Genomic DNA, 12,815 nt, shown 5'->3' with positions numbered 1-12,815 from the left:
GGCGGGGGCCGACAACTGAAGGTTGAAATGCGGGGTGGCATCATGCGCAGATTGCGGCGATACCATGAAGCTGCATGAAGGAGCGCGGCCAGGTTGACAGATCACGGCGCCTTGGCAGAACCCGGGGGCGCGGCGGAAGCCGAGCCGCGGCGCGGCGGCGTGGGTGCCTGGCTTGCCGGGACCGTGGCGCTGGCGCTGGCCTATGCGCTTGGCGGCTGGACCGGAACCACGCTGGCGGTGCCGCCGGGCTATGCCACGATCATCTGGCCCGCCTCGGGCATCGCGCTGGCGGCGCTGCTGCTGGCCGGTCGGCGACTGTGGCCAGGGGTGTTCCTGGGGTCCTTCCTGATCAACTGCCATATCGGCGGGGTGTTCGAGCGCGCCTTCGATCCGGCGGGCCTGGTGATACCGGGGCTGATCGCCATCGGTGCCCTGCTGCAAGCCCTGCTGGCCACCACGCTGGTCCGGCGACGGTTCGGCCGGCCGCTGGGGCTTGGCTCGGTGAACGACGTGCTGGGGCTGGTGCTGATCCTTGGCCCCGTCGGCTGCCTCGTCTCGGCCTCGTTCGGGACTGGCGCCTTGTGGCTGATGGGCCGGCTGCCAGCCGGATCTGTGTTCCAGAACTGGCAGACCTGGTGGCTGGGCGATCTTTTCGGGGTGCTGATCGTGGTGCCGCTTGTGCTGTTCGCGCCCTGGTGGCAGCGGCCCCCGATCCTGTGGCGCGGGCACTCTGTCGCGCGGATGAGCGTGATGGGCCTTTTGCTGGTCTCGCTCTGCCTCGGCGCGACCTTTTACGCCTGGGCCACCCTCAGCCATGTGCTGTATCAGCGCAATACGGCGTCCTTTACCGCGCTGGTCGATGACACCACGCGCCTGCTGCGCCACCGCCTGCAATCCTATGCCCATATCCTGGATGCCGGATCGGGCCTGCTGGCCGCCTCCAACCGGATGGAGGCGGTGGAGTGGCGGCGCTTCGTGACCGAGTTGGACATTACCGAGACGCTGCCGGGCCTGTCCGGCCTCGGGCTGATCATGCCGGTGGCGGCCGCGGATGTGCCTGCCTTCGAGGCGGCGTCCCGCGCCGATCTGGGCCAGCCCTTCGAGGTGCATCCCGATACCGGTCTGCCCGAGCGGCTGGTGGTGCGCTATGTCGAACCGCTGGAGACGAACCGCGCGGCGCTTGGCATCGACCTTGGGTTCGAGCAGGGGCGGCGGGCGGCGGCGTTGCAGGCCCGGGATACTGGCGACACCACGATCTCGGCGCCGATCACGCTGGTGCAGGACGCGAATTCCGGGCCGGGCTTCGTGATGCTGCGGCCGGTCTATCGCGGCGGCGGCGTGCCGGTGACGCTGGCCTCCAAGCGCTCATCCTTTGCGGGCTGGATCTATGCGCCTTTCGTGGCAGAGACGTTCTTCCGTGCTGCGCTTGGCGACGACGCGCTTCGGCTGGCGCTGACAGTGGCGGACGAGGCCGCGACCGGGGCGGAGCAGCAGGTGTTCCGCAGCGACCCGAACGCCGGCGCAAGCCCCCCGGGCTTTTCCGAACAGCGCATCTTGCCGATCTATGGCCGCGAATGGCAGCTGTCCTATGCCAGCACCCCCGCCTTCGATGCCAGCGTGGCGCGCGGCGAGCCGGTACTGGTGCTGCTGGTCGGCTTCGCGCTCAGCGGGCTGATCGGCACGCTGCTGTCGGTGGTGCTGCGGCGCGCCGAGATCGTGACCGAGCAAGTGGAAATCAAGACCCGCGAGCTGGCGACGCAAGAGGAGCATACCCGCTCGATCATCGACACGGCGATGGTCGGGATCTTGCTGCTGGACGCCGGCGGGCGGATCCTGGCGCTGAACCGCGCCGCCGAGCCGATCTTCGGCGCCGCGCCCGCCGATCTCCTGGGCCGGCCGCTGACCGATCTGGTGCCGATCGAATCCATCGCCCGGCTGTGGCTGCCCTCGGCCGCCGACACCGCCGCACTGTCGCCGCAGGGCCGGCGCTTCCGAATCCCGCGCGAGGGCGGGCAGGATGTCTATGTCGAGATCCAGCTGAACAGCTGGCGCACCGATGACGGGCAAAGCCGTTTCACCGCGATCATCCGCGACATCACCGTGCGCCAGCTGGCCGAGATGCGGCTGCAACAGGCCGAACGCCGCTGGAACATGGCGCTGACCGGCGCCCATATCGCGGTGTTCGACGTGAACCTGATCGAACGCAGCCAGATCGTGTCGGACAACTGGCTGACGCTGATGGGATACCCGCCCTATGCCGATGGGTCCTCGCTGAACATCCGGAGGATCTGGGAGGAGGGAGTTCACCCTGAGGACCGGCCGATTGTGGCGGCGGCCGATCTGGCCTGCATCTCGGGCCAGACCGAGCGCTCGGTGACCGAATACCGGGTGCGGTTGCCCGATGGCAGCCAGCGCTGGATGCGGTCCGAGGCGCTGGTGCCCGAACGCGACGCCGATGGCACCGCGCTTAGGCTATTGGGGGTGCAGATCGACGTGACCGAGTTGAAGGGCGCGCTCGAGGCCCTGCGCCGCAGCGAGGCGCAGTTCCGCTCGGTGATCGACCTCGCGCCGGTGGGGATGGCCCTCCTGGACCGCGACGGCCGTTTCGTGCAGGTGAACGGGGCACTGTGCCGCTTTTCCGGCTATGGCGAGGAGGAGCTGTGCGGCAGCCTGCTGGGCGACCTTGCCGCGCCCGACACCGCCGCGCTCGACCCTGCGGTGATGTCGCGGCTGCTGGAGGGCTCGCTGGGCGTCCATCAGTCGGAATACGCCTATCTGCGCCGTGACGGCCGCATGGTCTGGGGCCTTCTGAGCATCTCGCTGACGGGCGGAGAGCCCGGCGATGCGGCGGTGTTCATCGCGCAGATCCAGGACATCACCGACCGCAAGGAGATGGAGCAGATCAAGAGCGATTTCGTCGCCACTGTCAGCCACGAGCTGCGCACGCCGCTGACCTCGATCAAGGGCGCGCTGGGGCTGGTTCTGGGCTCGATGGCCGCAGACCTGCCGCCGCAGGCCGAACGGCTGCTGTCGATCGGCCAGAAGAACTGCGACCGGCTGATCACGCTGGTGAACGACATTCTCGACCTTGAAAAGATCTCGTCGGGCCAGTCCCGCTTTACCTTCGTCGAGGCCGATATCGGCGCGCTGGTGGAGCAGAGCCTGGCCGCGACGCAGCCCTTTGCCGCCGACCTTGGCGTGACGCTGATCGCCACCGATCTGGATGGCAGCCTGCGCGCGCTGGTCGATGTCGACCGCTTCCAGCAGGTGATGGCCAACCTTCTGTCCAACGCCGCGAAATTCTCGCCCCGCGGTGGCACGGTCGAGGTGGGCGTCGCGCGCGATGGCGGGCAGGTGCGGGTGACGGTCACCGACCGCGGCGCCGGCATCCCGGCCGATTTCCGCGACCGGATCTTCTTGCCGTTCTCGCAGGCCGACAGCTCCTCGACCCGGGCGAAGGGAGGCACGGGCCTCGGCCTCAACATCTCGCGCCAGATCGTGGAGCGGATGGACGGCGGTATCGGCTTTGACAGCGCGCCGGGCGAGACCGTGTTCTGGTTCGTGCTGCCGCTGTCGAGTGTGCCGCCCGCCCTGCCCGAAGACCCGGGGGCGCAGCCCGCCGCGGCAGAGCGCCCGGACCATGTGCCGGTGATCTTGCATGTCGAGGATGACGGCGATTTCGCCGAGGTGTTCCGGTCCGCCTTTGGCGAACGGGCCGAGGTGCTGGGGGCGGCGAACCTTGCCGAGGCGCGGCGCCTGCTGCGCGAGCGCCATTTCGACCTGATCGTGATCGACTGGGAATTGCCCGATGGCAGCGGCGTCGCTCTGCTCGACCAGATCGACCAGCAGCAGCGCGGCGTGCCGGTTTACGGGCTGAGCGCGCGCGACCAGCCGGCGGTCGATCCGCGGATCTTGCGCCACATCACCAAGTCGCGGGCGCGCCTCGACAAGCTGGTGGCCGACTTCCTTGAGGCCGCCGCCTGACTGACCTTGCGGAAGCGGTCGCCGATCTGACCGAACGGGCGGCTGGCGCATCCTGTCTGCCTCTATTTCGCCGTAAAGGGGGGGCAGCTTGCCCGAATAAGCACCAGATTCGGTCCAGAATTCGCCCACGATGTTCGGCACGCTCTGATCTTGAGCAGCTATCCCTATTCTGGGCGCTGCGGGACAGGGAGTGGCGGGCCGCAAGGTTCCGCTTCTGGGCAGGTCTAGAAGGACGGGCCCTCAGGGCACGAGGCAGGGTGGGCGTATGTTTGATCTGAGCGCAGTGGGCCGAGCTTTCCCAGCCTCCACGACTCCGCTGGCCCTGCTCGGGCTGGCGCTGCTGGCGGCGAGCCTTGTCATAGTGCTCATGCGCAGCAAGCACCGCTTCGGCATCTTGCACGGCCAGATGGAACGCTATCGGGCCGCGGTGAACGAGCATTGCATGGTCAATATCACCGATGCCTCGGGCATGATCACCGATGTGAACGACAGGTTCCTGCAGGTCACCGGCCTGACCCGCGACGAGGCTGTCGGCAAGCATGTGCAGGACCTGCCGGCGCTGCTCAACGAGCCAGGCCGGACCGAGCAGATCAAGTCACTCGTCTGTGCCGGAAAATCTTGGTCTGGGGAAACTGCCTGGCGGCAGTCCGGCGGCAAGCTGTGCTGGACCCATTCCACACTGATGCCGGTGGTGAACCGGCGCGGGAACGTGGCCGAAATCTTTGCGATCCGCACCGACATCACCGCCGTCAAGATGGCCGATGCCGAGACCCAGCTGCGCGCTACGCTGGACCTGCTGCAAGACGAGGTCTGGATGTTCTCGCCAGGCGATCTGCGTTTCATCTACCTCAACCGCAAGGCCATCACCCGGCTGGGCTGGGAGGGGCAGTGCTACGAGGGCCGCACCCTGGCCGATGTCGGCTGGATGGCCGATCTTCGCCATGTCGGCCGCGATCTGCACCGTCTGAACAGCGGCGAGGAAAGCGCGCTGACCTACGAGCTGCAGGACCGCGAGGACCGCACGCTGGAGATCACGCTGCAACTGGTTGCCCCGGCGGGCAACCCGGCACGTTATGTGGCCGTCCTGCGCGACATCACCGAGCGGCAGGCTGCGGCTCGGGCCAAATCGCAGTTCGTGGCGATGGTCAGCCATGAGTTGCGCACGCCGCTGACCTCGATCAAGGGCGGGCTCGGGCTGCTGACGATGACGGCGGCCGCCGAAATGTCGGAACGCTCGCGGTCCATCCTGACCATCGCGCAGCGCAACACCGACCGGCTGATCGTGCTGATCAACGACATTCTTGACCTGGAAAAGATCGACGCGGGGATGATGGACTTCCGCATGGAGCATACCGACCTGACGGGGGTGATCCGCGAGGCCATCGAGATGAACGGCGGCTATGGCGCGCAGTTCGGGGTGCAGTTCCTGGGCGTCGGGCTCGACCGGCCGGTTATGGTCGATTGCAGCCCGGAGCGGTTGTTGCAGGTGCTGACCAACCTGATGTCGAATGCCGCGAAATTCTCCAAGCCCGGCGATGCGGTGCAGGTGGGGCTGACGGACCTTGGCAGCAAGATACGGATTTTCGTCAAGGACCATGGCGCAGGCATCCCGCTGGAAGCGCAGCCGCGGATCCTTGAACGCTTCACCCAAGCCGACAGTTCGGACCGGCGCAAGGTGGGCGGGTCGGGCCTTGGCCTCAGCATCGTGAAGGCCATCGTCGAGCGCCATGGCGCCGAGATCCGCTTTGACAGCCGCCCGGGGCAGGGCAGCGAGTTCTACTTTGATCTGGAGCGGCACAGCGCGCGCAACGTCGCCTGACCCGGCCCGCGCTGCCGCGCAGCATTGACGTTTTCCGCCCGGCCCTGCATCTGCGGGGTGCAGACTTTTCCGCATCCGGCAGCAGCCGGCGACAGGATGACAAGCCGATGACCCAGCTTCGCAAGATCCTTCACGTCGAGGACGATGTCGACATCCAGGAGATCGCCGCCATCGCGCTGGAGGCGGTCGGCGGGTTCGAGATCGTGCAGTTCACCTCGGGCGCAGACGCCATTGCGGCGGCGCAGGGCCACGCGCCCGACCTGTTCTTGCTGGATGTGATGATGCCCGGGCTTGGCGGTGAAGAGACGCTGCTGGCGCTGCGCGCGCTGCCGGGCCTCGGCGAGGTGCCGGCGATCTTCATGACCGCCAAGGCACTGGAGGCGGATGTGCGGGCGCTGTGCGATCTGGGCGCGCTTGGAGTGATCACCAAGCCCTTCGATCCGATGAGCCTTGCCGGCGAGATCAAGACGCTGTGGCGCGCCTCTGGCCGGCCCTGATCCGCGCCCCGGTCAACGCCCCGCCTCGGCCAGGATCAGCGCCATCTCTCCCAACATGTCATCGGCCAGCGAGACCACCATCCGCACGGTCGTCGGTGGCTCGCTGCGGTCGATGTAATCCGTCGCGGCAAGCTCCACGCGCTGGCTGAGCATCCCCAGATCGGCGAAGCCAAGCGTTGCGGCCACACCCACCGTCTTGTGGGCGGCAAAGCAGATCGCGCGCACGGCGCCCACGCGATCTGCCTCGGGCAAGGTGCCCGCTTCAAGACTGTCGCGCAGCGCCTCGCACTCTGTCATCCGGATCTCGAGAACGTCGAGGAAGCGAATGCGCAGCGCCGACAGCCGGTTCGCGATCATGCTGCGGGTATCTAGGGACACAGAGTCACGTTCCACGGGCACTCTCCACGACTTCCCCTAAGGTTAACCCGGGTCAGTCGCGCCATCAAGCCAGTCTGAACTGGCTCCAATGCTCGCCCGACCGCCCGTCTTCCGCCTTCGGCGCATCCTGCTCGGCATTCTCGATGGCCACATACAGCGCATCGACAGCCCCGCGCCCCGCCCGCACCAGCCCGACCCGCACCGGTGAGCCGACGCGCAGACGGAACTTGAGCGGCACGCCGCGGCTGTTGGTCAGCGCCATCTCCTCGACGATCAGGTTGGCCGTGCCCTCGATCACCTCAAGGTCCAGCGCGCCGCGGCCATGCGCGACACAGACATAGACCCCGTTGCCGGCATAGGACACGAAGCGCTCATGCGAGCGCAGGGCAGTGGAGACCGCCTCGGCCACGTCGGTCAGCAGGTAGCGGAAGTCGATGGGCGAGGTCGAGGCATAGATCGTCTCGATGCCGACGATCTTGAAGGCGAAGATCGAGGTGGCGAACAGCCCGCTGCGCGACAGCTGCAGCAGGTAGTTTTCCAGCGCCTGCAGGTCGATCACCGCATCCACGTCGGGGATCGAGATCGGCTCGTTCAGGTCGACGAACCGTTCCCGCTCCAGTTGCGCGCGCAGCGTGGCGACGGCCGAGCGGTTCTCGGTCAGCGCCCGCTCGCTTTCCACCATCTTCGCGGCCAGCCGGATCCGCGCGCCAAGCTCGACCGGATCGAACGGCTTGGTCACATAGTCGGTGGCGCCGGCAGAAAAGGCACGGTCGATATAGGACTTTTGCGACATTGCGGTGATCATCACGATCGGCGCCGCGGCATAGATCGGGTTGCGGCGGATCGCGCGGCACAGATCAATGCCATCGACTTCGGGCATCTGGATATCCAGCAGGAAACAGTCGAACGGGATCCGCGCGGCGGCGATATGCTCGAGTGCCTGCGCGGCAGAGCTTGCCACCGTCAGATCCGCAAAGCCCGCTGCGCCAAGGCTGGCCGACAGCAGCTCCAGGATCATCTCGTCATCATCGACAGCCAGAATGCGCATTTCTCGACCTTCCTTGTCCGGGACACAAATCGTCCGGGCCCGGCGGCAGGCCCGGCCGGATCCATGTCCCGCCTGTTCTTCATCCTCAGATTGAGCGGCGATTGGGGCGACATTGTGACGTTGATGATGAATCGTCGTGGCTTTGCAAAGGCATGTCCCGGATCGTCGGTCGCAATGGCGCAGAGCGCCTGTCGGCTCAGCTTAAACGAATCTTCAGCCAGTGGCGAGAGGCTCGACCCCGACGGGCGCGCCGAGGGCCGGCCGTCATCGATTCGCCCCGCGCCCGACGCGCGCCCCAGCCGGAGACGCCGCCGAATGACTTCGCAGACCCGCGTGCTGATCGTCGATGACAGCCCGACGATCCGCAACCTGATCCGCCGCCGGCTCGATGGCGACCCGCGCATCCTTGTGGTGGGCGAGGCGTCGGACCCGTTCGATGCGCGCGAAAAGATCAAGTCGCTGCGCCCCGACGTGTTGACGCTGGATGTGGAAATGCCGCGGATGAACGGGCTCGAATTTCTGGAAAAGCTGATGCGGCTGCGCCCGATGCCGGTGGTGATGATCTCGACCGAGACCCATCGCGGATCCGCCGCCGCCATCGAGGCGCTGGCGCTTGGCGCGATCGAATGCATCGGCAAGCCAGCCGCCGACCGCCTGCCCGAAGGCTTCCTGCACCTTGCCGATCTGCTGGTCGTCGCGGCCCGGGCCCGCGTGCGAGAGCCGGGCCCCCGCACCATTGCCGCCCCGCCCGGCGATTTCCGCTGGAACGGCCGCTATGTTCTCATCGGCTCCTCCACCGGCGGGGTCGATGCGCTGGAAACCGTGCTGACAGGCTTTCCGCGCGACTGCCCGCCGACCCTCATCACCCAGCACATGCCCGAGGGGTTCCTCGCCAGTTTCGCGCAGCGCCTTGCGCCGCGGATCGCGCCGAAGATCGCATTGGCCTCGGAGGGCGCGCCGCTGCTTGCGGGTCAGGTCTATCTGGCCCCGGGCGGAAACGCGCATCTGACTCTGATCCCCGGCGAGCAGCCACGTTGTCGGCTTCTGGCGGGCGACAAGCGCAGCGGTCATCGCCCCTCGGTCGATGTGCTGTTCGAAAGCGCCCGGCCGATCGCGCCCCGCTGTGTCGCGGTGATCCTGACCGGGATGGGCCGCGACGGGGCCGAGGGCATGGCGGCGCTGCGTGAGAGCGGCGCCCGCACCTTCGCACAGGACGAAGCGACCTCGGTGGTCTTCGGCATGCCCCGGGTCGCCCTTGAGATCGGCGCCGCCGAACGGGCGGTGCCGCTGGGGCGGATCGCCGGCGAAATCCTCGCCTTGGCCGGCAAGGATGCGGTGGCGCGCGAGAGGATCGCAAGATGACCCATGCCCCGCGTCACGCCGTCGAAGAACGCCCGCGCCACATTACCCAAGGCGAATACGCAGTGGGGGACGGCGCGCATGGCTCGATCAGCACCATCCTCGGCTCCTGCGTCGCCACCTGCCTCTATGATCCCGCCGGCAGATTTGGCGGCATGAACCATTTCCTGCTGCCCGAAGGCACCGGATCTGGCGCGCCGGCGGCGAGTTTCGGCATCAACGCGATGGAGCTGCTGATCAACGCATTGATCAAGGCCGGGGCGCAGCGCTCTCGCCTGCAGGCCAAGGTATTCGGCGGCGCCCGGATGATCGCCGGCCTGTCGGATGTCGGCGCACGCAATGCCGAATTCGTGATGGATTTCCTGCGCCGCGAGGGGATCGCCTGCACCGGCCAGAGCCTTGGCGGAACCCAGGCGCGCCGGGTGCAGTTCTGGCCCGCCGAGGGCCGCGCGCGCCAGAAATTGCTGGGCGAGGCAATGGTGATCGAGACGGTGCCGGCTGCCAAGCCCGGCAATGAGGTGGAGCTGTTCTGACCGCGCCCGAGGGCGTCGGCGCCCGCAACGGCAACGTCGTGCTGGATCTCCGGCGACCCATCAACCTGCGGCGGCATCGAGGGCGCCCCGGGGGCAGCTCCGGCCCGCCGAGGGCGGCGCGCGCCAGAACGCGGCACGGGGATCGCAGGGCCGCGAGCCCCTCCCGCGTGCCGCGGGGCACGGCCTGGCGCGCCGGCGGGTGCTTTTGCAGATCACCGGGCGCGCAAACGTCCTCTCCCACAGGCGTGCAAACGCCGCGCAACGCCGTGCGGACCCGTGCGCGTGATGCAAACGCATTCTTTGGACTGGGTCCGAGATCTCCTTCCCGCGCCCGAAACCGCTTCAGGAGCTGCATCACAGCGCCTGGCGCAAGCGAGTGCAGAGGCACTGCGCTCGCAGTTCTGCGACCAGACCCACGGCTTGAGCGAGCGCCAGCCGGGCGCAGAGGCGTCCTGCGCCGATTCACCGCCGCCACGCGGCGCCGTTCCACCGTCCCGGTCCCGGCGCGCATGGCGAGAACCACCCAGGCTGCCAGATATCGGGGATCTTCTTGCGTGCCCCCAAGTGCTGCCCCACAGCGCCTGGCGCAGCCGAGTGCAGAGGCGCGGCGGTCGCAGTTCTGCGACAAGACCCACGGCTTGAGCGAGCGCCAGCCGGGTGCAGAGGCGCCTGGGCCGATCCACAGCCGCCACGCGGCGCCTTTCCAGAGTCCCGGTCCGAGCGCGCGTTGCGAGTACCCCCCGGCCGCCAGATCCTGGCGATCTCCTTGGCGTGCCCCACGGTGCCCTCAAGCGCTGCCCCAGAACACTTGGCGCAGCCGGATGCAAAGGCCCTGCGCGCACGGCGCGCCTCGGACTTCCGAACCCCGCGGATTTCCAGCGTCCGGGGGCGATTGCGCGTCGCACATGCCCTCACGGCTGTTCCACTGTCCTCAGGCGGATCGTGATCTGCGGGCAGGGTGCCTTGTGACGGGGTGGCAGAGCACCCGTCTTGGGCGTCAGGGCGTCAGGGCGTCGGACCCGGCCTCAAAACCACATGATCTCGCCCTGGGTGTCTGGCTGGCGCATCGCGGGAGGCGCCCCGGGCGCGAGGTTGGTCACCAGCTCATGCAGGCGCAACCGCGACAGGATTGGCACCGCATGCAGGCGCACATTCGGCGGCATCTCGCCCGAGACGGCCGCCATCAGCCGCCCCAGATCCTCGAGGCTCTGGGTGATGCGGTCGATTCCTTGCAGCCCGCGGATTGCCTCGATATCGGTGTGCTCGGCGAAATGACACAGCGACAGCGCGGTCTGCACCCCGGCCGAGAGCTGGGCGAGGGTGTCAAGCTCATCGGCGACGCGCTGCGCCAGCGCATCCAGCGGCATGTCGCGATGCGCAAGGCCTGCCGCGACTGCGCAGCCGGGCCCTGCGGCGCCTTGGGTCGCGGACTGCGCAGAGGCACCGCGAGAGCGCGGGGAGGGGAGAGGTTTCACAGCCGCCCCACAACCGCTTCGATGCAGCTGCGCAGCTCTGGTGGCAAGAAGGGTTTCTTGAGGAAATTGTTCATGCCGAGCCGGCGCCCGGTCTCGACCAGTTCGCGGTCGGCGCGGCCCGTGATCAGGATGAAGCCCACCCCCTTTGTGCGGGGATTCCCGCGCAGCGCCTGCAGCAGTTGCAGCCCGTCCATCCCAGGCATGTTGTAGTCGGAAATCACCAGATGCACCGGCGCCTTCTCGATTGCGGCCAGGGCGCCGGGGCCGTCGCTGGCATAGCCGACCTGACGGATACCCATCGCATCGAGCGCCTGGGTGATGAGACCGCGGCTGGTGGACATGTCATCCACCACCATGATCCGCAACTGATCCCTGAGTGCCATGCCTTGCCCCTTGCTATTTGTGTTCTGCCGCAGGCGGCAGGCGGTAGGTGGTGATGCCGGCGGTGACGAAACGCGAGTGCGGCGCGACGGGAACCCGCTCGGAATGACCGACGAACAGCCAGCCGCCCGGCGCCAGCGCCTCTGCAAAGCGATGCCAGAGCCGATCCTGCGTCTCGGCGTCGAAGTAGATCACCACATTGCGGCAGAAGATCGCGTCGAAGGGTGCGCGCATCGGCCAGGGCGCGTGCAGGTTCAACTCGTGAAAGCTGACCAGAGCCTGCGCCGCGGGAATCAGCCTGAACTGCCCGCCCGCCGTTTCGAAGAAGCGCTTGCGCAATCCCGTATCGACGCCCGATACCATCTGCGCGTCATAGGTGGCGCTTCGGCCCTTCTCCACGACCATCGGGTCGATATCTGTCGCGAGAATCCGCAGGTCATGGTTGGCGGCGTCCGGCATCAGCTCCAGCACCGTCATCGCCATCGACCAGGCTTCCTGCCCGTTCGAACAGCCGGCTGACCACAGCCGCACGCGTCCGCCGGCCCGCGCCTTTGACAGAAGCGGCGGCAAGACCTCGTTGCGCAGGGTCTCGAAATGATGCGACTCGCGGAAGAAATGCGAGACATTGGTGGTCAGCGCCGAGATCATCCGCCGCCGTTCGTCGCGCCCGGCATCGCTTTGGACCAGCGCGAGGTAGCTGTCATAGTCGGGCAGATCGAGCGCGCGCAGGCGTTTGGCCAGCCGCGACTGCACCATGCTGGTCTTGCCGGGCGCGATCACGATCCCGGCCTCGGCATGGGCGATGCGGGCGATCGCGGCCATTTGCGCGCCATCGGGAAGGCTGGCGCCGCCGGAGTGGTGGAAGAGGGTGGTCATGCGGCCTCGGTCTGATAGGTCGGCAGCACGGCCGAGAGGTCGAGCACCCGGATCATCCGGCCATCGACGATGGTCAGCGCCTGCACGAAACTATGCGCGCAATCGGCGGCCAGTTCCGGCGGCGGCTGCAATTCGGTACGGGGCAGCGCGAGGATGTCGGACACGGCATCGACCAGCAGCCCGACGCTCTGCCCGCCGGCATGCACGACGATGATCACGTTGCGGGCGTCCCCTTCGACCGGAGGCATCCCGAGCCGCGAGGCGAGGTCGATCACCGGCAGCACCGTGCCGCGCAGGTTGATGACCCCGCGCATGAAGGGCGGCGAATGGGGCAGCGGGGTCGCGCGGGTCCAGCCGCGGATTTCACGCACCGACATGATGTCGACGCTGTATTCCTGTTCGGCGAGGCGGAAGGACAGCAGTTCGACTTCGGTGCTGGACTGGGATCTGGTCTCGATCATGATG

The 12,815-nt window shown here is 67.7% G+C and carries 11 protein-coding genes; 5 read left to right on the top strand and 6 right to left on the bottom strand.

The window, feature by feature from the left end; translation table 11 throughout:
- The first annotated feature begins 93 nt into the window (after nucleotides 1-93).
- The 3 genes from GVY41_RS07770 to GVY41_RS07760 all read left to right on the top strand — a co-directional run bounded on the left by GVY41_RS07770 (nucleotide 94) and on the right by GVY41_RS07760 (nucleotide 6,300).
- Nucleotides 94-3,984: a PAS domain S-box protein gene (locus GVY41_RS07770; protein ID WP_161345263.1), complete on the top strand. Its 3,891-nt coding sequence runs from the start codon at nucleotides 94-96 to the stop codon at nucleotides 3,982-3,984.
- Between the two features lie 265 nt (nucleotides 3,985-4,249).
- The gene (locus GVY41_RS07765; RefSeq protein WP_161345266.1) at nucleotides 4,250-5,803 is read left to right on the top strand and encodes a PAS domain-containing sensor histidine kinase; all 1,554 of its coding nucleotides are present in this window, start codon (nucleotides 4,250-4,252) and stop codon (nucleotides 5,801-5,803) included.
- 107 nt (nucleotides 5,804-5,910) lie between these two features.
- On the top strand, nucleotides 5,911-6,300 hold the full coding sequence (locus GVY41_RS07760) for a response regulator (RefSeq protein ID WP_161345268.1): 390 nt from the start codon (nucleotides 5,911-5,913) through the stop codon (nucleotides 6,298-6,300).
- A gap of 12 nt (nucleotides 6,301-6,312) precedes the next feature.
- On the opposite strand, the gene GVY41_RS07755 is transcribed toward GVY41_RS07760, so the two are convergent.
- Together GVY41_RS07755 and GVY41_RS07750 are read right to left on the bottom strand one after the other, a co-directional pair.
- On the bottom strand, nucleotides 6,313-6,693 hold the full coding sequence (locus GVY41_RS07755) for an Hpt domain-containing protein (protein WP_161345270.1): 381 nt from the start codon (nucleotides 6,691-6,693) through the stop codon (nucleotides 6,313-6,315).
- Nucleotides 6,694-6,742: 49 nt separating this feature from the next.
- Nucleotides 6,743-7,726 carry a response regulator gene (locus GVY41_RS07750; RefSeq protein ID WP_161345272.1) on the bottom strand — a complete coding sequence of 328 codons (984 nt, stop codon included), beginning with the start codon at nucleotides 7,724-7,726 and terminating at the stop codon, nucleotides 6,743-6,745.
- Nucleotides 7,727-8,041: 315 nt separating this feature from the next.
- On the opposite strand from GVY41_RS07750, the gene GVY41_RS07745 reads away from it, so the two are divergent.
- Nucleotides 8,042-9,088 (top strand): protein-glutamate methylesterase/protein-glutamine glutaminase, encoded by a 1,047-nt coding sequence (locus GVY41_RS07745; protein ID WP_161345275.1) that lies wholly within the window; start codon nucleotides 8,042-8,044, stop codon nucleotides 9,086-9,088.
- Nucleotides 9,085-9,618: a chemotaxis protein CheD gene (locus GVY41_RS07740; RefSeq protein ID WP_161345277.1), complete on the top strand. Its 534-nt coding sequence runs from the start codon at nucleotides 9,085-9,087 to the stop codon at nucleotides 9,616-9,618. The genes GVY41_RS07745 and GVY41_RS07740 overlap by 4 nt, the downstream gene beginning before the upstream one ends.
- Before the next feature lie 1,025 nt (nucleotides 9,619-10,643).
- Here the strand turns inward: GVY41_RS07740 and GVY41_RS07735 are convergent.
- The 4 genes from GVY41_RS07735 to GVY41_RS07720 form a co-directional block, all read right to left on the bottom strand.
- Nucleotides 10,644-10,985, bottom strand: a complete 342-nt coding sequence (locus GVY41_RS07735; RefSeq protein WP_161345279.1) for a hypothetical protein — start codon at nucleotides 10,983-10,985, stop codon at nucleotides 10,644-10,646.
- Between the two features lie 104 nt (nucleotides 10,986-11,089).
- Entirely contained in the window at nucleotides 11,090-11,476 is a 387-nt protein-coding gene (locus tag GVY41_RS07730; RefSeq protein WP_161345282.1) for a response regulator, read from the bottom strand.
- Nucleotides 11,477-11,489: 13 nt separating this feature from the next.
- A complete protein-coding gene (locus GVY41_RS07725) occupies nucleotides 11,490-12,350 on the bottom strand; it encodes a CheR family methyltransferase (protein WP_229725990.1) in 861 nt (286 codons plus the stop codon).
- Entirely contained in the window at nucleotides 12,347-12,811 is a 465-nt protein-coding gene (locus GVY41_RS07720) for a chemotaxis protein CheW (RefSeq protein ID WP_161345284.1), read from the bottom strand. The genes GVY41_RS07725 and GVY41_RS07720 overlap by 4 nt, the downstream gene beginning before the upstream one ends.
- Between the last annotated feature and the right edge of the window lie 4 nt (nucleotides 12,812-12,815).

It is taken from the genome of Frigidibacter albus (genome assembly GCF_009908165.1).
Classification (GTDB): domain Bacteria; phylum Pseudomonadota; class Alphaproteobacteria; order Rhodobacterales; family Rhodobacteraceae; genus Frigidibacter; species Frigidibacter albus.
Note: the sequence above shows the minus strand (reverse complement) of the source record. Positions and strands in the feature narration are given on the sequence as shown.

Coding starts and splice junctions, on each gene's coding strand:
- GVY41_RS07740 (WP_161345277.1), top strand. CDS start 9,085: ATGACCCATGCCCCGCGTCACGCCGTCGAAGAACGCCCGCGCCACATT.
- GVY41_RS07745 (WP_161345275.1), top strand. CDS start 8,042: ATGACTTCGCAGACCCGCGTGCTGATCGTCGATGACAGCCCGACGATC.
- GVY41_RS07750 (WP_161345272.1), bottom strand. CDS start 7,726: ATGCGCATTCTGGCTGTCGATGATGACGAGATGATCCTGGAGCTGCTG.
- GVY41_RS07735 (WP_161345279.1), bottom strand. CDS start 10,985: ATGCCGCTGGATGCGCTGGCGCAGCGCGTCGCCGATGAGCTTGACACC.
- GVY41_RS07730 (WP_161345282.1), bottom strand. CDS start 11,476: ATGGCACTCAGGGATCAGTTGCGGATCATGGTGGTGGATGACATGTCC.
- GVY41_RS07760 (WP_161345268.1), top strand. CDS start 5,911: ATGACCCAGCTTCGCAAGATCCTTCACGTCGAGGACGATGTCGACATC.
- GVY41_RS07725 (WP_229725990.1), bottom strand. CDS start 12,350: ATGACCACCCTCTTCCACCACTCCGGCGGCGCCAGCCTTCCCGATGGC.
- GVY41_RS07720 (WP_161345284.1), bottom strand. CDS start 12,811: ATGATCGAGACCAGATCCCAGTCCAGCACCGAAGTCGAACTGCTGTCC.
- GVY41_RS07765 (WP_161345266.1), top strand. CDS start 4,250: ATGTTTGATCTGAGCGCAGTGGGCCGAGCTTTCCCAGCCTCCACGACT.